General features: G+C 68.4%; 12 protein-coding genes and 1 pseudogene. 5 read left to right on the top strand and 8 right to left on the bottom strand.

Going from position 1 to position 18,182, the window contains the following annotated elements; all coding sequences use genetic code 11:
• Positions 1 to 187: 187 nt before the first annotated feature.
• The 3 genes and pseudogenes from AC07DC_RS15335 to AC07DC_RS15345 form a co-directional block, all read right to left on the bottom strand.
• The gene (locus AC07DC_RS15335) at positions 188 to 2,047 is read right to left on the bottom strand and encodes a M1 family metallopeptidase (RefSeq protein WP_478914873.1); all 1,860 of its coding nucleotides are present in this window, start codon (positions 2,045 to 2,047) and stop codon (positions 188 to 190) included.
• Between the two features lie 452 nt (positions 2,048 to 2,499).
• On the bottom strand, positions 2,500 to 3,090 hold the full coding sequence (locus AC07DC_RS15340) for a TetR/AcrR family transcriptional regulator (RefSeq protein ID WP_478914874.1): 591 nt from the start codon (positions 3,088 to 3,090) through the stop codon (positions 2,500 to 2,502).
• A 471-nt stretch (positions 3,091 to 3,561) separates the two neighbouring features.
• A pseudogene (locus tag AC07DC_RS15345) lies at positions 3,562 to 3,980 on the bottom strand (serine/threonine-protein phosphatase); the annotation flags it as partial.
• Between the two features lie 147 nt (positions 3,981 to 4,127).
• On the opposite strand from AC07DC_RS15345, the gene AC07DC_RS15350 reads away from it, so the two are divergent.
• Both AC07DC_RS15350 and AC07DC_RS15355 read left to right on the top strand, forming a co-directional pair.
• Positions 4,128 to 4,934, top strand: a complete 807-nt coding sequence (locus AC07DC_RS15350) for an MBL fold metallo-hydrolase (RefSeq protein WP_478914875.1) — start codon at positions 4,128 to 4,130, stop codon at positions 4,932 to 4,934.
• 575 nt (positions 4,935 to 5,509) lie between these two features.
• Positions 5,510 to 6,940 (top strand): M1 family metallopeptidase, encoded by a 1,431-nt coding sequence (locus AC07DC_RS15355; RefSeq protein WP_478914876.1) that lies wholly within the window; start codon positions 5,510 to 5,512, stop codon positions 6,938 to 6,940.
• 141 nt (positions 6,941 to 7,081) lie between these two features.
• On the opposite strand, the gene AC07DC_RS15360 is transcribed toward AC07DC_RS15355, so the two are convergent.
• A complete protein-coding gene (locus tag AC07DC_RS15360) occupies positions 7,082 to 10,816 on the bottom strand; it encodes a family 78 glycoside hydrolase catalytic domain (protein ID WP_478914877.1) in 3,735 nt (1,244 codons plus the stop codon).
• Positions 10,817 to 11,107: 291 nt separating this feature from the next.
• Complete coding sequence (locus AC07DC_RS15365) at positions 11,108 to 11,797, bottom strand: TetR/AcrR family transcriptional regulator (protein ID WP_478914878.1); 690 nt, start codon at positions 11,795 to 11,797, stop codon at positions 11,108 to 11,110.
• Positions 11,798 to 11,973: 176 nt separating this feature from the next.
• Between AC07DC_RS15365 and AC07DC_RS15370 the strand changes: the two genes are divergently transcribed.
• Positions 11,974 to 12,897 carry an MBL fold metallo-hydrolase gene (locus AC07DC_RS15370; protein ID WP_478914879.1) on the top strand — a complete coding sequence of 308 codons (924 nt, stop codon included), beginning with the start codon at positions 11,974 to 11,976 and terminating at the stop codon, positions 12,895 to 12,897.
• Positions 12,898 to 12,983: 86 nt separating this feature from the next.
• On the top strand, positions 12,984 to 13,601 hold the full coding sequence (locus tag AC07DC_RS15375; protein ID WP_478914880.1) for an isochorismatase family protein: 618 nt from the start codon (positions 12,984 to 12,986) through the stop codon (positions 13,599 to 13,601).
• A gap of 108 nt (positions 13,602 to 13,709) precedes the next feature.
• On the opposite strand, the gene AC07DC_RS15380 is transcribed toward AC07DC_RS15375, so the two are convergent.
• From AC07DC_RS15380 to AC07DC_RS15390, 3 genes are all read right to left on the bottom strand, one after another.
• A complete protein-coding gene (locus tag AC07DC_RS15380) occupies positions 13,710 to 14,993 on the bottom strand; it encodes a CynX/NimT family MFS transporter (protein ID WP_478914881.1) in 1,284 nt (427 codons plus the stop codon).
• 93 nt (positions 14,994 to 15,086) lie between these two features.
• Positions 15,087 to 16,220: a hypothetical protein gene (locus AC07DC_RS15385; RefSeq protein WP_478914882.1), complete on the bottom strand. Its 1,134-nt coding sequence runs from the start codon at positions 16,218 to 16,220 to the stop codon at positions 15,087 to 15,089.
• 213 nt (positions 16,221 to 16,433) lie between these two features.
• The gene (locus tag AC07DC_RS15390) at positions 16,434 to 17,024 is read right to left on the bottom strand and encodes an isochorismatase family protein (RefSeq protein WP_478914883.1); all 591 of its coding nucleotides are present in this window, start codon (positions 17,022 to 17,024) and stop codon (positions 16,434 to 16,436) included.
• Positions 17,025 to 17,161: 137 nt separating this feature from the next.
• Between AC07DC_RS15390 and AC07DC_RS15395 the strand changes: the two genes are divergently transcribed.
• Positions 17,162 to 18,154, top strand: coding sequence for a GlxA family transcriptional regulator (locus AC07DC_RS15395; RefSeq protein ID WP_478915138.1), 993 nt, complete (start codon positions 17,162 to 17,164; stop codon positions 18,152 to 18,154).
• The last annotated feature ends 28 nt before the right edge of the window (positions 18,155 to 18,182 follow it).

Genomic DNA, 18,182 nt, shown 5'->3' on the forward strand with positions numbered 1-18,182 from the left:
GGCCCCATTTTCGGGATCATCACTGACATCTTCTGTCAGTGGACACCCGCAGGCTGCCCCCTCACCCGATGCCGGGGTGGGAGGAGGTCACCGGTTCGCCGCGGGTGGCGCCTGGAGGCGACGCCCGGAGGCTGGGCCCGGACGCCGGGTCCGGAGGTGGCGTTCGCCGCGGCGAACCGGTGTTGTGTCAGCTGTCGATGCGGTGCTGGGTCCAGAACGAGGTCAGGTCCGTGGTCGTGGCCGCTTGGGCGGCTGCCTTGAACTCGGACGTGGTCGAGACGCCGTACCAGTGCGAAGTGGCGTAGTCCTTGAGGAGCTTCGCCATGACGCTGTCACCGAGGACGCGCCGCAGGTCGTGCAGGGCGCACTTGCCATAGCCGTAGACGACGGTGGAGTACCGGGACGAATGGGCGTCCCAGTAGGCCATGGAGTTGGTGATCTTCTCCGCCGTCGAGGACCACGAGACGCTGCTCCAGCAGTTGGTGCCGGTCTTGTTCTGCGCCAGGTCGGTGGCGTAGTCGGTGAACGCCTCATCGAGCCACGGGTTGTTGTACTCGTCGTCGCCGACGATGCCGTACCACCACTGGTGCCCGATCTCATGGGTGAGCGCCGTGGTGCTGACCAGGTCGAGGACGAACCCGGGGTATTCCATGCCGCCGAACCAGAAGTTGTTGTCGATCACCGCGTCCAGTTCGCCGTACGGGTAGGCGCCGAACCTGGCTGCGTGGGTGTCCACGGCGGTCTTCGCGGTGGTGAGCATCGACTGGGCGTTGGTTGAGCTGATGCCCGAGACGGAGTAGATGTTGACCGGGGTGCCGGAGGTGGAGGTGCCGGAGATCTTGCTGAACGGGCCGGCCGCCCAGGCGAAGTCACGGACCTTGGACGCGGTTGCCGTGGTGATCGTGCGTCCGCTGGAGCCGGGGGTGTCGACCGAGCCGCCGGTGGCCGGCACCAGCAGGGTGCTCGGGTGGTCCAGGGTCACCTTGAAGTCGGCGGCCAGGGAGTAGAACGACTCGCCGTTGTTGGTGTACGGGTCGAGGTGCCAGCCTGCCGCGTCCCTGATCGCGAGTACCGGCAGGGCGTTGCCGATCATGCTGAAGGCACCGTCGTAGCCGAAGCGGTCGGCGCCGCTGGGCACGGTAATGCCCAGGTCGTAGCCGATCGTGGCGGTCTGACCCTGGGTCAGTGGCGCCGGCAGGTCGATCTTGAGGGCCGTGCAGCCGACCGAGAGGGCGCCCGCGGTGCCACCGGTGACGTTGCTGACCGTGATCGGCATGGCGGAGCAGGTGCCGTGGTAGTTGTCCCACAGCCTCAGGTACACCTCGCTGAGCGCGGTGGACGAGGCGTTGGTGAACGTCGCACTCTCGTGTCCGGTCCAGGCGGTGCCGCTCGTGTTGCTGCTCAGGGTGACGGTGTACGAGGGCGCGGCCGGGGTGCGGGTGGAGTCCGGGGGCGGGGTCGTACCACCGGAGGTGTCGAGGGCGACGTCGTCGACGACGAAGCTCGTCTGGAGGCTGGAGTCCTCCGTGCCGGTGAAGGCGACGTTCACGCTCTGGCCCGCGAACGCCGACACGTCGAACGACTTCTGCACGTACCCGGTGTTCTTGTCGAGGTTCGAGTACGTGGCCAGCGTCGTGGTGCCGATCTTCGCCGTCAACTTGTCGTACTTCGTGGACGAGGTCGTCTCGGCGGTGTCGATGTGCAGCCAGAAGGTGAGGGTGGCGGTGCTGCATCCGGACGGGATCGTGACGCTCTGGGAGAGCGTGTCGGTGTGCGTACTGCCGACTCCGTTCAGCCAGGCGAAGTGGGTGCCGCCGTGGGCGCTCTGACCGGCGCGGTTGGTGATCACGCTGGTCGACGACTGGGTCCACGGTGAAGTGCCGCTTTCGAAGCCACCGTTGGTGACCACCTGGGCCGGGGTGCAGGCGGCGGCCAGGGGGGCCGTGGCCGGCGCGGCGGCCGCCGGGGTGGCGGGGATCGAGGCAGCGGCCAACGCGGCGACGGCGAACACGGTCGCGGCGAGGGCCTTGTGGGGGGAGGGTCTCACACGAAACTCCTTTGAGGCGGCCGGGATTCCGGCCTGCTCGGTGGCCGCCCGGCCGGCTTGGGTGCGCCGGAGGGAAGCCGCGGGCTGTGCGCGTTGCTTGCACGATCGTTGAGGTGAGATTTCTGCTGTCGCCCTGGGGTCAGGGCGACAACTCCGGGAAGCTTGGCAGATGTGACCGGAGCATGCCATTGGGCGTAGGTAAAGTGTTCGTGCTCAGGACACGCCTCGGTGTCCGTCCACGGCATCTGGAGTGGCTACATGCGCGTACCACGGCCGCCACTCGCCCCGCCGGTCGTCGCGGTGACACCTGGGCGTGACGAAGTCGTCCTACGAGCCATCCGGCTCTGGATACACACCACTTGGGTTCGTGCTTCGCGCTGATCGCGGCCGGAGCGGCCGGAGCGGCCGCGGTGTCTGTGGTGGCCGGTCTTCGTCGGCCGCCTGGCCGATGGTCAGTGCGGTCGGCGCAGTCCTGCGATGAGGAGCTCGACCAGTCGACGCGCGTCGTAGCGGGGATCACTGTCCGCACCGATGCAGAGATTCCCGACGCCGCGCATGAGCTCGTAGGCCTTCAGGTCGGATCGAACCTCACCGGAACGGGCTGCGGCGTCGAGCAGTTGGGTGCACACGGGCACGAGGCGGTCGAGGAAGTAGGCGTGCAGTGTCTCGAAGCCGGCGCTGTCGGGCTGCAGCACGGCGGCGAGTCCGTGCTTGGTGACCAGGAAGTCGACGAAGAGGTTGATCCATTGCCCCAGTGCGGCGTGCGGAGTCGCGCTGGTCGCCAGCAGGGCCGGACCGGCCTCGGCGCAGGCCTCGACCTGGTGCCGGTAGACGGCGATGATCAGATCCGCTCGCGTCGGGAAATGGCGGTAGATCGTGCCCATCCCGACGCCGGCCTGGGCCGCGATGTCGCGTACCGGCGCCTCCACGCCCGACGTGACGAAGACAGCGGCGGCCGCGTCGAGCAGGGTCTCGTTGTTGCGGCGGGCGTCCGCCCGCTTGGGCCGGGCTCCCTGCCCTGCGCCCTCGTCGCTGTCGTTCACCGCGTCGCTCCCGCCGCTACCGAGCCTGCCAAAACGGAACGTTCCGCATCATTACCGGAGCAAGGTTCCGCTTGCACATGATGCCAGAGCTGAGCCCCGCCACCAAACCACGCATCGACACCGCCGACGAGTACAGCGGCGGCGAATCGGAAGAGCTGGTCGGCGAAGTTGTCCGCGTGCAACGCCCTTGGGGCCATCCGAGCCCAGCCCGTTCATTCCGCCTGGTCGGATCTGAGCTCGTCGACGCCGTGACCTGCTGCTCTCTGTCCTGGCCGGCTCGCTGGGGGCTGGGGCCGGTGTGGTTCCTCGGGAAGGAGCCGGGGGAAGCCCTTGCGGTCCCGAAGGGCGATGTGGAGGTGGGAGGCGGTGTGTTCGATGACCAGGATGGCGGCGTCATCGAGAGGTGGCCCCCCGATGTGGGCGATCAGGTCGCGATGGATGCGGTCCAGCAGGGCATCGGGGCCACTCGGGCCCGATACGGCGTGGCGGAGGCCGCAGGAGAACCCGTTGCGCTGTCTCCGCGACCGAGCGTGCCAGGCTCAACGCGCGTTCTCGCCGCTCGCGAATGCAGCGCAGGCCACCAGGCTGGAGAGCGCGGTGAGGGCGATGATCTGCGCGATGTGGTTGGTGGTGGTCAGTCCGCCGTGGAACACGGCGATGAGTACCTGGGCCGCCACCGCGAGGGCCCCGGCCACCGCGGTGAGCCGTGTCCCGGCGAGGGAGGCGGTGAGGGCGGGCGCGATCACCAGCAGCGGGCCCAGATGGACATCGGTCGGGGCGCGAAGGTCGACCACGGTGATCACGACGATCAGTGCGAGCGGGATCGCCACCAGCCAGCGGCTCAGTGGCTCCTCCAGCAGGCGGTTCCCCGACCAGCGCCGGACACTCATGAACCCATTATCGGTTCCCTTCCCCCTGCCGCATGGGGATAGCCCTTGGCGCCGTGCGGCCTGGGCGGTGGCGGCGGAGCCTGCGCTGGCCGAGGATGGATAGGGACGCCGCGAGCGATCGCCAGCTCTGGGGGCTGGGAGATCGCCATGCCCGTTCACAAGGTCCGACCCGACGTCAGCGTCCTGGGCGACAGCCTCGAAGTTCCCGGGATCGGACACATCCCCGTCAACGCCTTCGTGCTGCACGCCGCCGAGCCCGTCGTCGTGGACACCGGGCTCGGGCTGCCCGACCGGAACTTCCTGGAGACCCTCGGTTCGGTGCTGGATCCCGCCGATGTGCGGTGGATCTGGCTCACGCACCCCGACCGGGATCACACCGGCGGGATCTTCGATCTGCTGGCCGCGGCGCCCGAGGCGCGTGTCGTGACCACGTTCGTGGGCGTCGGGATCATGTCCTGTGAGCGGCCCTTGCCGATGGACCGGCTGTACCTGCTCAACCCGGGGCAGTCGCTGGATGTCGGCGACCGCAAGCTCACGGGGTTCCGGCCACCGCTGTTCGACAACCCGGCCACGGTCGGCTTCTTCGACGACCTGTCCGGAGTGTGCTTCAGCTCCGACTGTTTCGGCGGCCCGATGCCCAGCGTGGAGCTGGCGGAAGCCGCGGATGTCGGCATGGTCGGCGCCGAGGATCTGCGGGCCGCTCAGTTGCTGTGGGCAACCGTGGACAGCCCATGGGTGCAGAACGTCGATGAGCGGCGGTTCCTCGAGACATTCCAGCCGCTGCGCGACTGGGATCCGGAACTCGTCCTGTCCACGCATCTGCCGCCGGCCCCGGGGATCATCGAGCGGATGATCGACACGCTGGGCTCCGCAGCCGGTTCGGCGCCCTTCATAGGGCCGGATCAGGCGGCGTTGGAGCAGATGCTCGCCGGGTTCGAGCCGGTCGGTGGCTGATTGAGGGCAGGCCATTGCGGAGCGATGTCGAGGACGCGGAGCCCAGCAAGGCCAAGCCGACCCTCGCGGCTCGTCCTCCGTAGCGCCGCAACTCGCCCTCGTCGGCGGCCCGGCCGTCGTCGCCGGCGCGGGCGCGATGCTGGTCGTACGGCGCAGCAGGAACGGCTCGGCCGTCTGAGGTATCTCTGACGACCGCCACGGAGCGGGGCCCGCATCCCTGGGATGCGGGCCCTTCTGCATGCTCCGGTGCGGAGTGCGGAGTGCGGAGTGCGAGGGCATTCGGGTGAAGCCGAAGCGGCTGGTGGCGCTGGGCTGTCCGGCCGTGCCCGAGCCGGGTGCCCGGTCCGGTCGCAGGCAGGCAGCGCCTTGCGGAAATGTCCGCGGATCGGCGGTTGACTTCGGCGCGGGTCCGGACCAGTAGGGCCCGCAGCAGTTCGGCTTGCTCGCTGGTGCCCGTCGACCTTTCCCTCAACACTGATCACTACAGGTGCCAACACCTGACCCGGTAGCGGCGAGACCGGGTACGTCGCGCCGCCCAACATCTACGCCTACCCACCACGTTCAGAGGAGAACTCGTGACGCCATCCCCGCAGCAGCCCGCCGGCCGCTCGGCCCTCGGCCGGAGAAGCGCCCTTGTCGCGGCAGGCCTGCCCATCGCCGTCGTGGCGCTCCTTGCCACCGCCGCCGGGCCCGCGGCGGCCGCCACCGCCGGCTCACCCGGTGTGGGCGACCCGTACTTCCCGTTGGCGGGCAACGGGGGCTACCACGTCCATCACTACGACCTCACCCTCGGTTATGACCCGAAGTCCCGCCATCTCGACGGCCGGGCCGTCATCACCGCGCGTTCCACCCAGCAGCTGTCCCGCTTCAACCTCGATCTGAACGGGTTGAAGGTCACGAGCATCACGGTCAACCAGGCCGCCGCGTCCTTCCGCCGCGACGGACAGGAACTCGTGGTCACCCCGAAGAGCTCCATCGCGAAGGACCGGGAGTTCCGCACCACCATCAGCTACGCGGGCATACCCGAGCCCGTCACTGACCCGGATGGCTCCCTGGACGGGTGGATCCCCACCGACGACGGAGCCTTCGTCGCAGGGGAACCGCAAGGTGCCATGACGTGGTTCCCCGCCAACAACCACCCGAAGGACAAGGCGACCTACGACTTCACCGTCACCGTCCCGCAGGGGAGCGCCGCCGTGGCCAACGGTGTCCTTCTCGGGCAGACGACCGCCGGCGGACGCACCACGTTCCGCTGGCGCGAGTCCGAGCCGATGGCCGCGTACCTCGCCACCGCGACCGTGGGCAAGTTCAACGTCGAGCAGTACACCACCACGGACGGCCTCAAGGTCTACAACGCCGTCGACCCTCGTGAGGCGGCCGCGTCGGCCCCCGTGCTCAAGAAGCTGGCGTCGGTCCTGGAATGGGAGAGCAAGCTCTTCGGCCCCTATCCCTTCCGGAGCGCGGGAGCCATCGTGGACCGCGCGCCGCAGGTCGGATACGCGCTGGAGACCCAGACCCGGCCCGTTTACGACAGGGCACCGGACCTGAGCACCCTGGTCCATGAGAGCGCGCACCAGTGGTTCGGAGACTCCGTCTCCATCACCACGTGGAAGGACATCTGGCTCAACGAGGGCTTCGCGACCTACGCCGAATGGCTGTACGACGAGCAGCACGGTGGTGACAGCGCACAGAAGACCTTCGACGCCCTGTACGCCACCCCGGCCAGCAGCGAGCTGTGGTCGTTCCCGCCCGCCGACCCCGGCAGCGGAGAGCACATCTTCGAGGCACCCGTGTACTCACGCGGCGCCATGGCGCTGCACAAGCTGCGCCAGGCAGTCGGCGACAGGACGTTCTTCCGTATCGTGCGCGCGTGGGCAACCGACCACCGCGACGGTCACGGAACCACCGCTCAGTTCATCCGTCTCGCGGAGGTGCAGTCCGGCAAGCAACTCGACGGGCTGTTCCACACATGGATCGGCACGAAGGGCAAGCCGGCCCAGCCCTGACATGAGGCGCCCGGTGGCCGCGGGCTGTCCGGTTCGGCCGTTCGGCCGCACGGTCCGGCAGCAACTGCGACAGACCCCGCATGCCATGCGCCTCGACGATGGGCCCCGCGCTCCCATGGCGCGGGGCCCATCGGGCCGGGCTCAGGCCGGGGCGGTGAAGGTGTAGCTTCCGGCGGGAAGCCGGTAGGCCGCGCCGCCCTGGGTGTATCCGAAGGGCACAGCCTGGGCGGGCGCGGTTACCGAGGCCGCCGAGCCGGCCGGCACCCGGACGGTCGCCGACGTGCCGGCGGGCACGGTGACCTTGAGGGTGAACACCCCGCCGGAGACGGACCAGTCGCTGACCGCCTGCCCGTACGGCGTCTCGTACGCGGATCGTGCCGAGGTCAGCCCTCCGCCGGGCCTGGGGGCGACGAGCAGCGTCCGGTAGCCGGGGGACGCCGGGCCGAGGCCGCCGACCTGGCGGTAGAGGAAGTCGCCGACCGAGCCGAGCCCGTAGTGGTTGAACGAGTTCATCCCGGCGTCCTGGAGACTTCCATCGGTCCGGATGCCGTCCCAGCGCTCCCAGATGGTGGTCGCGCCCCTGCTGAGCATGTATCCCCAGCCGGGATAGCCGGGCTGGAGCAGGATCTGGTAGGCGATGTCGGCCCGGCCGTGGTCCGTGAGGACCGGCAGCAGGTCCTTCACGCCGAGGAATCCCACGGACAGATGTCCGCCGGAAGCGGCGACCTTCGACACCAGCTTGTCGACGAGGGACTGCACCCGGTTCTCCGGGACCAGCCCGAAGGCCAGCGCCAGCACGTACCCGGTCTGGGTGTTGCCGGACACCGTCCCGTTGGCGGCGACGAAGTAGTTCGTGAAAGCGGCGGCGACCTGGTCGGCAAGGGTGCCGTAGGTGGCGGCCTCCGCGGTGCGCCCGGTGGCCCGCGCCATCCTCGACACGAGCCGTGCCGCCCAGGCGAAGAATGCCGTGGAGATGACGTTACGGGCGGTGTCGTCGTTGACGTTGAGCCAGTCGCCGAAACCACCCTGGTCACGGATCAGGTTCGCGTCGGCCGTCGATCGCAGGTACTCCACCCACCGGACCATCGCCGCGAAGTGCTCGTCGACGACGCGCACATCACCCGTGCGCTGCCACAGGGTGTACGGGACGATGACGCCCGCGTCCCCCCATCCGGCGACGCCCGAGCCGTCCTGCGTGTCCGGTGCGGTGTTCGTGAACGATCCGTCGGCGTGCTGGGCGTCCGTCAGGTCGTCGGTGTACTTGTTGAGGAATGACGACATGTCGATGTTGTACGTCGAGGTGTCGATGAAGGCGGCGATGTCCCCGGTCCAGCCGAGCCGTTCGTTGCGGCTCGGGCAGTCGGTGGGGACCGCGAGCATGTTGGACCGCTGGCCCCACACGATCGCCTGCTGCACCTGGTTGACCAGCGTGCTGGACGTGGTCAGGGTGCCCAACTGGGCGGCGGACGTCCAGGCGGTACGACCGGTGATGGTGGACGTCGTCGGGGTGCCGGGGAAGCCGGTCACTTCGACGTATCGGTAGCCGTGCAGCGTGAACCGCGGCTCGTAGGTCTCCGTTCCGGTGCCCGTAAGGGTGTACCGGTCGGTTCCCAGGCCAGCCACCCGCAGGTTGTCGGTGTAGAGCGTGCCGTCCGCGTTGAGGATCTCGCCGTGCCGCAGCGTCACGACGGTGCCCGCCGGCCCGGACACCCGCAACTGGTCCCACCCGGTGGCGTTCTGCCCGAGGTCGAAAATCCACACACCGGGCTTCGGCTGGGTGAGGGCGACGGGGATACGGTCGTGCTGCACCCGGACGCCCTCGTCGACCTGTGACACCAGGTTCGGGAGCGCAGCCGAGCGCACCGTGACGGCACTCCAGGCGCCATCGTCGAAGCCGGCGCCGTCCCATCCCGCGACGGCTGCCCGGGCGTCGTACTCCTCGCCCATCTGCAGGTCGTCGACGCGGATCGGGCCGGGCGCGTACTTCCAGCTGCTGTCGGTGGCCACGAGCGCGGTCGTACCATCGGTGTACGTCAGGTGCAGTTGCGCCGAATACCAGGGCTGCGCTCCGTAGAAGTGCGGCCCGTGCCAGCCGATCTGGCCGGAATACCAGCCGTTGCCCAGCCACGCGCCGAGCGCGTTGGCGCCCTGCACGATCTGGCCGGTCACGTCGTATGCCTTGTACTGCAGGCGCTTGGTGTAGTCCGTCCAGCCGGGCGCGAGCGCGTCGTTGCCGACCTTGGCGCCGTTGAGCCGGGTCTCGTGCAGCCCCAGGGCCGTCGTGAACAGCCGAGCCCTGGCCACCGGCTTGGAGACCGTGAAGCCCTTGCGGAGGAGTGGGGACGGTTTGGCCTGCGGTATCGCCACACCGGACCCCCAGGGCCCGCTCCCGTACGCGGCCACCGCTTTGGCCTGCACCCAGGCGGAGTCGTTGAAGCCGGGCTGCTCCCAGCCGGCCGGTCCTGTCTGCGCGGCCTTCCAGGTGGCGTCGGTGTTGACGACCGGGCTCCCGGTCGCGGTCAGTTGGGCGATCATGCCCGCCGGTGACTGGCTGGTGTTCTGCGTCGACACCGCGATCGTGTTGGATCCGGCGTGCAGTCGACCCGTGAGATCGACGACGGAGGCCTGCTGCCAGGCGGTGGCGGCGCTGACCTGGGTGCCGTTGACCCACACCGTGGCGGTGTCGTCGCCGGAGACGACGAGGGTGGCGGCCGAGGGTGCGGAGGCGAGCGTGATGGTCTTGCGGAAGTAGCGGGTCGCGGCCGGTACGCCGGAGGCCGGGTCGCCCTCCGGATACCAGATCCAGGTGGCGCCGTTCAGTCCGGCGGTGGAGGGGGGCTGGCCGATGAAGGCGCCCTTCCACTCGCTGGCCGGGGCGAGCAGGCCGGTTTCGAAGTTCCGTACGGCGCCCCACGCGCAGACGCGTCCTTGGGTGTCCCAGATCTTCACCCGCCAGTAGTAGCGGGTCCGCGAGGCCAGTGCCGGGCCGCCGTACACGACGTCGACGGACTGACCGCTGGGGGAGCGGCCACTGTCCCAGACATCGCCGGTTCCGGCATCGGCCAGTGCGGCGGAGGTGGCGACGATGACCTGGTAGGCGCCCTGTGCCTGCCCGCCGGACCCGGTGAGTTTCCATCCGAACCGGGGCCGGGCGGCGTCCAGTCCGATCGGGTCGGTGCGGCGCTCGGTGGTGGCGGAGGCGACGCTCAGCGGTGAGGCGGCCGCCGGGTCGGGCGCTGCGACACGGCTTCCCCACGGGCCCGACCCGTAGGCTCCGAGGTCGGCGACGGCCGGCCAGGAGGTGTCATTGAACCCGGGCTGTTCCCAGTCGGCCGCCGCGGTCTGTGACGTCTTCCAGGATCCGTCGGTGACGAGGTCGACGCCGGTGCCTCCGGCCACGGCGTGCACCCTCCCGATGAGTCCGGCCGGACCGGTGGAGGTGTTGCGCGCCACGACCGCGAGGGTGTTCGCTCCCGGGACCAGTGCGGACTGCAGGTCGACGTAGAGCGCCTGGGCCCATGAGTCGACGACCCGGGGCGAGGAGGCCAGTGGGGTGCCGTTGAGCCATACGTCCACGGTGTCGTCGCCGGTGACGACGAACTGCGCTTCGGTGACAGCACCCGCCGGGACGGTGAACGTCCGACGGAAGTACCGGTCTCCGGCCGGGGCGGAGCTCGCGGGGTTGCCCTCTGGGAACCACACCCAGTGAGCGCCGGTGAGTCCGACGGGCAGTGCGGTTGCGGCAGTTGGCGCGGCGCTCGCGGAGGTGGCCGACAGGGCGGGGAATCCCGCCGCCGCGAGTGCGGCTCCGCCGAGCCCCCACTTCAGAATCACTCGTCGGTCGTGCCCGGAGGGGGACGGCTCGTCCAGGGGCATGGCTACTCCCACCTAGGAATGAATCGATTCATTCGGCGGGATGCTACGGCGTCCACCCCCACGCCGTCCAGGGATTCGACAGCCGCCCCCACGGCGCGACCTGAACCCGGCAACCCGAGGCCGATTCCCCTTGTGGTCCGGTTTCTCCGGCTCCGGCACGGTGGTCAACCGCCGTGATCTGCAAGGTTGTTGCCGCGTGGGACGCCTGCTACCGGTTCATTGGGCACGTGCCACGGGTTCTGTCGCGCGGAGGCGTCGGCCGCGGTGCGGGCGGCGGCCAAGGCCGCGGTCTCACGTATCCGAGGACGGTGCCGACGGCCGAAGTGTGCGGGCCAGGCGGTCGATTGCGGCACTGTTCACGGGTGCTGTTCCGGTGAGGGTGCCGATCAGTGCCTGGGCAAGGACGGTCGCGGTGCCGATCCGCGCGTCTTCCCGCTCGTCGCCGGTCACCTTCCCGATCACGGCGTCCCGCACCGACTGCGAGATGTCGAGGCCCCCGAACAACTCGGGGAAGGACAACGCCATCAGGCACACACCCACATTGGCGGAGAGGATCGACTGGCCGGCCAGTTCGGGGCTCGTACGCAGCCGCCCGGCATCACGACAGCGCTCCACGACCGACAGGAGCAGCGCCTGCGCTTCCTTGATCGCCTGTGGCTTGTTGTCTCCCGTCGGCGTGAACATCAGCCGGTACAGGTGAGGGTTGCGGATCGCGAACGCGACATGGCTGTCCCAGGCCGTGCGCAGGTCCGCGACCGGATCGTCGGTGAGGGGGTTCCGCCTCTTGTTGGCGAGAAAGCGCTGGAAACCGACGTCGGCCACCGCGGTGAGCAGGCCGTTCTTGTCGCCGAACTGGCGGTAGATCTCCGGCATGCCGACGCCGGCGCGGTCACAGATGGCCCGGGTCGAGATCGCCAGTGCGTCCTTGGTGGCGAGCAGTTCCGCGGTGGCTTCCAGGATGCGCTCTCGTGCCGTTGACATGGCTCCCATGATACCAGCGCTAACACATCGAGCCTGGAGCAATCCGGGGCAGGGGAGCGCAATCGCAGCCATTCGTTATCGATGATTACGCGATGTGTTAGCGTTGAAAACATCTTGGGGGCCGGGCCCGTCCCCAAGGTGCCCGACTGTTTGTAGCGAGAGAGCTGGTACTCCCCATGAGCCGTTCGACGTTCCACCGCGTCGCCTCAGCCACCGTCGCAGCCACCACGAGCGTTTCCCTCCTGTCCGCCTGTGGCGGCGAAGCCACCGCCGACCGCGCACAGGCCACGCCGGCTGCCGGCTCCCCGTCCGCTGCTGCCGCCGCGTTCACCGTCACGCACATAGGCGGACCGACCGCGATCCTGGAGGTCGCCGGCTCGCGCATCCTGCTCGACCCGACCTTCGACGAGCCCAAGACGTACAAGAGCGGCCTGGAGAAGACCCACGCTCCCGCTTTCGGCACCGACAAGATCGGCAGGATCGACGCCGTACTGCTCTCGCACGACCAGCACGACGACAACCTCGACGACAAGGGCCGCGAGCTGCTCAAGGACGTGCCCGCCGTGTTCTCCACTCCCGGCGCGCACAAGCGTCTCGGTGATCACGTCACGGGCATGAAGAGCTGGACCTCCAAGGATCTGACGACCTCCCGCGGCACCATCAAGGTCACCGCGGTGCCCGCCCTGCACGGCCCCGATGGAGTCGACCGTGGCGAGGACGGCGAGGTCACCGGATTCGTCCTCAGCGGCAAGGGCGTCCCCACCACGTACATCTCCGGTGACAACGCCTCGGTCACGGTCGCCAAGCAGGTCGGTGATCGCATCAAGAAGGAGATCGGCCCGATCGACACGGTCGTCCTGTTCGGCGGTGCTGCCCGTACCCCCGCGATCCTCGACAACGCCCCGCTGACCCTCACCTCCAAGAACGCGGCCCAGGTGGCGAAGGACCTCGATCCCCGCAAGGTCGTCCCGGTGCACACCGACAGCTGGAACATCTACTCCGAAGACCTCAAGTCACTCGTGAGGGCGTTCCAGGAACAGGGCATCGCCGGGAAGCTCGTCGACCTGACGCCGGCGGGCGACAAGAAGGACCTCTCGTAAGGGCTGTACGCCCCCACTCCCCATCACCCGGACCCGCTGCACCACAGAGCCGGGCCCGTCTCTCCCCGACTGGAAAAGGATTCCCCATGACAGCCTCCACCACCCTGCGTGACGTGATCGGCCTTCCCCAGGAGCTGCCGCTTCTGAGCGAGTCGGTCCTGATCATGATCGACTTTCAGAACACCTACCGCACCGGCGTCATGCGGCTCGACGATGCCGATAAGGCTGTGGCCGCCGGCGCCCGCCTCCTCGCAGCCGCCCGCGCCGCGGGCGCCCCGGTCGTCCACGTCGTGAACGACGGCGGCGAGGGTACGCCGTACGACATTCGAGCCGAGATCGGCTCGATCAGCGACGAAGTCGCCCCGATTGACGGCGAGAAGGTGGTCGTCAAGCAGTTCCCCAATGCTTTCCACGGCACAGAACTCGAGGCCACCCTGAAGGAACTCGGAGCCGGGAGCGAGCTGGTCGTCGCCGGGTTCATGACGCACATGTGTGTCCTGTTCACCGCGCAGGGCGCCTTCAACCTCGGCTACCGCCCGACCGTTGTCGCCGAGGCCACCGCGACCCGCTCCCTGGCGGCGCCGGACGGCACCGTCCTTCCATCACACGCGCTGCAGATCGCGAGCCTGACCACGGTCTCCGACCTGTTCGGTACGGTCGCCCGCTCTGTCGACGATCTCAAGACCTCAGCGTCGGCCAACTGACCCGCTGGGCGACGGCCGAGGCCGCAGCCGATGTGGCTGCGGCCCCGGCCCGCCCGTGGTCCGTACGGCGGCACGGCGTTGTTGCGGCCCCGCCGGGCGGAGTGATTCTCAGAGTCTGACGAGCTGACTCTCCTTGCGCGGGGTGGTCGGCCGCATCCTCGTTACATCGTCACCTTCCTTGCCGGTGGTGTTGGGGCACACGAAGCCAGGGCGGGCGGTGCGAAGTCCGAAGTACGTCTCAGGCACCACCAGGGCGAGCAGGACAAGGAGCGAGACCTGCCAGCCCCCGGTGATGCTGTGAAGCTCTCCCACCGCCAGCGGCCCGAGGCCCGCCAGCAGATAGCCAATGGTCTGCGCCATACCGGACAGGCGCGCGGCGACCAACGGGGACGGCGAGCGCAGGCTCAGCAAGGTGATGGCCAGCGGGAACGCACTCCCGGTGGCGAGTCCGAGCACGCATACCCACAGCCAGCCGGAGCCCGGCGCCAGGAGCAGTCCGCCCAGGCCCGCCATCGTCAGTGCGGCCACGACAAGGACCAGCGGCCGCTGGTCACGCAGTCGGACAGCGAGCAGCGGGACGGCGAACCCCAGTGGAATCCCGATGATCAGCATGACCGAGACCATCATTCCGGCCTCGTCGTCGGCGAACCCGTTGTCCCGCATGATCGCGGGCAGCCAGGACACCAGCACGTAGAACACCAGCGACACCAGACCCAGGAAGGCCGCCACCGACCAGGCCAACGCCGAATGCAGCAGCGACCCCGTGTCGAACCCCGCCATGTTCGGAGCCTGGCGCACTCGTTCACCGGGGCGCCCGCGACGCCCGCGACGCCCACGCACCGCCCACACCAGCGCCGCGATCAGGGAGGGAACTGCCCACACCGCAAAGGCCACTCGCCACCCCGCGGCGTGCTCCAGAGGGACGGCCAGACCTGCGGCGAACGCGCCGCTGCCCGCCATCAGCATCATCGCCAGCCCGGTGACGGCCCCCATCCGCCCGGGGAACCGGTGCTTGATGATCGCCGGCAGGAGCACGTTGCCGGCGGCGATACCCGTCCCCGCCAGAACCGTCCCGGTGAACAGGGCCACCGGGGACGGGACCACGCGCAGCAGGATCCCCGCCGTAATCAGAACGAGCGATCCTGCCACCGCCGCTTCGGTGCCCAACCGGCGGGCAACGGGGGACGCGAGAGAGGCGAAGACACCCAGGCACAGCACGGGCAGGGTGGTCAGAACGCTCGCCTCCGCCGGGCTGAGCGCGAACCTGTCTTTCAGTTCGGTGAGTACGGGAGCGACCCCGGTGATGGCCGCCCGCAGGTTGATCGCCAGCAGCACCACACCCAACAGCGCCCAGATCCGGGCTGTGCGGGTGCTGCGTTCGGAAGTAGTCATGTCACATGTCCCCCCGGTTGTGAACGCAGGCGGCTTCCCCGTCCGAGAGACGGCGATCCGTACCGTCCCGAACGAGGAAGCCGCTCGTCACAACTAGACCGCCGCTGTCTTCCGCTGGACCGGGCAGGCCGACGCCGCCGTCGTCGTGGCGAAGGCAGTGCGCACCCCGGAAGTCCCCCCTTGCTGCTTCAGGATTTCGTCCGAGAGCAGATCTTCCTTGCCCTTGAGAGCGTCCGCGACTTTCTGATCGGTCGGGAACACCATCTCAGCGGCGATATTGTCCTGCACGATCCGGGCGAGATTGTCGAGAGCGACGAAGATGGGGTCCTTCGGAATCTCGACGGTCGGCAGATCGATCAGATGGGTGGCGACCTTGGCCGCATTCATGCACGGCTTGATGATGATGGAAGCCTGATTCAGCTCGGACGTCGTCCAGATCGACAGCACGACCGTGTACAGGTCCTTCCATGCCTCTTCGCCGATCTGGGCCCGCCACCGCTTCATGAGGCCTGTCACACCGGAGATCTGGGCATCGGCCGCGTACTTCATGTTCGTTCGGATGCTGGGGTACACCCTGCCCGAGAAGACCTCGAACGACGCCATGTCGAAGGTTCTGCTGCGTATGGAATCAGCGATGAAAGTGAGCGCCTCATCGAGGATCTTCCCGCACGAACTCGTCAGCTCCTGCGGCAGGTTCGCCTTGTTGAGCTGCTGGCGGGCGGTGGTGAGGGTGGCGGCGAAGCCCTGCAGCGGGCTGATCCAGCCGTCCGTCTGCGGTCCCTTGAACGCGACCATCTCCAGGTCGTGCGGGTCGACACGGGCAGCGTTGGGGAGGTTGGGGACCTTGGCGCTCAGGTATGGGGCGATGGTCGAGTAGATCCCCAGCGGCACATGGCTGATCGACTTCGCCAGCTCGAACACCTCGGCAACGGGGTTGACGGCTTCCTGCTGGACTCCGTCGCGTATGAGGGTGAACTTGCCGCCCTTGGCGTCGTTCTGGACGACGATGACGGGGCTCAGACGCTTGATCAGTTCGGACTTGAGCGCGGCGTAGTTTGTTCGCATGCCGACGTTGACGGCGCGAATCGCGTCGCGCGCCTGCAGTTCGGCGTCCGTCGCGGCCGCGGCTACGTTCGCGGTGGTTGCGGATGCCGGCTGGGAGCTGCCGAGGAGCGTAACGGAACTGATGGCGGAAACGCCGCCGAGAAACCCTCTACGTGTGGCCATCTTCTGTCTCTCTGTCTTCGTTCGAAAAGTGTGTGTGCAGTCATTGCGTGGGTGCTGTTCTGTGGGGGGTTCATTGCGTGGGGACCATTCTGTGAGGGATCAGAAAGGTGGGCGGGCGGATGTCTTCTCCAGCCCGCGCATTACTCTAGATCGCGAACGGGCCGACGGACATTGGCAGATGGCACAGCGTTCGCGATCTCGGTGTGTGCAAACTCAGGTCAGGGACTTCTCGGAGGGAACAACGACCCCGTAAAGGTCGGCGATCGTCGCGAGCGCACTGTGGTGGATCTGGCAGGCGTGCAGGTCGGTGCCCCCCGACGGCAAGGACCGCGTCGCGCACGCGTCGGCCACTACCGTGGGCCGGTTGCCGCGAAGGAACGCACCCTGCGCGGTGAACGCCACGCACATGTGCGTCATGAACCCCGCGACGATGACGTCCTTGTTGCCGGCGGCATCGACGTGCTGGTCGAGATCGGTGTCGAGGAACGCGTTCGGGGCCTTCTTGACGACGACCGGCTCGCCCTCGATCGGCGCCACGCTCGGGTGGATCTGGCCGATCTCCGCCCGGATGTCGTACGGGGTGCCCTCGCCGCCGTCGTTGATGACGTGGACAACCTTCGTACCGGCCGCCCGAGCCCTGCGCAGCAGCGCCGCAGCGGAGTCGAGTGCGGCCCGCCAGCCGTCCAGTTCCATCACGCCACCGACGTAGGTGTTCTGATAGTCGATCAGGATCAGGGTCGCGTCGGCCAGGGACGCGGGCGTGTCGTCGAAGCCGTTGAGTTCGCGCAGGGTCGTCGTAGACATGGGGGTACCACCTCAGGTTTCGTGCCAGGTTTTCGCAGCCCGCATCGGTGCGGTGAGCTGCGAGGAGAACGCTAGCCCGACCTATGCGTGTCAACAATGGCGTCTAACATGCAGATATGGACATCGCTGTTGAGCCCATGGGCACCGTCGGACGACTGATCGTGATCGTCCTCTTCGACGGCGTCGACCTGCTCGACGTCACCGGACCGCCGGAAGTGTTCTCCCTGGTACAGCGCGAGACGGACGACGCTACGGGCTATCAGGTCGTCCTGGCGGCCGAGACGTTGGATCCGGTGACCACGTCGGCCGGGGTGCGCCTCCTCCCCGACATCACCTTCCGCGAGGCATCCACGAGGAGCATCGACACGCTGCTGGTGCCCGGCTCCGTCAAGGTCGACAGTGAGCGCCGCGTACACGCCCTCACCGACCCGATCGTGGTCGACTGGGTGAGGACACTCGCCACCAGGACACGTAGGGTCACCTCCGTCTGCGTCGGAGCGCACATCCTGGCGGCCGCCGGGCTGCTCGACGGCAAGCGCGCCACCACCCACTGGTCGACCGCACAGCAACTCGCCGCCGACCACCCGATGATCGAGGTCGATGCCGACCCGATCTTCATCCGGGAAGGCAACGTGTGGACCGGCGCCGGGATCAGCGCCTGCCTGGACCTGTCGCTCGCCCTGGTCGCCGACGACTTCGGCGAGGCCATCGCGCTGCGCGTCGCCCGCCAGCTCGTGATGTATCTGAAACGGCCGAGTGGGCAGAGCCAGTTCAGCGTTCCCCTGGAGCCGGCCTCCACGACACGGCGCATCGAGGACCTGCGTCACTACATCATGCGTAACATCGCTGATCAGCTCACCCTCTCGGACATCGCCGCGCACGCCCATGTCAGCGAGCGGCAGCTCGTCCGGATCTTCAAGGCCGAGCTCGGCATGACCCCGGCCGCCTACGTCGAGTCGGCCCGCGTCGAGTTGGCGCGCAACCAACTCGAGTCCACCGATGTCACTCTCGAACGGATCGTGACCACCTGCGGGTTCGGCACGACCGACACCCTCATCCGGGCGTTCCGCCGAAAACTCGACACGACACCGACGGAGTATCGACGTCGGTTCCGGGCCGTCGCCGGCTGAGAAAGGAGACCGCGGCGCACTGCGGGCA

Source organism: Streptomyces sp. NPDC045021, from assembly GCF_056432645.1.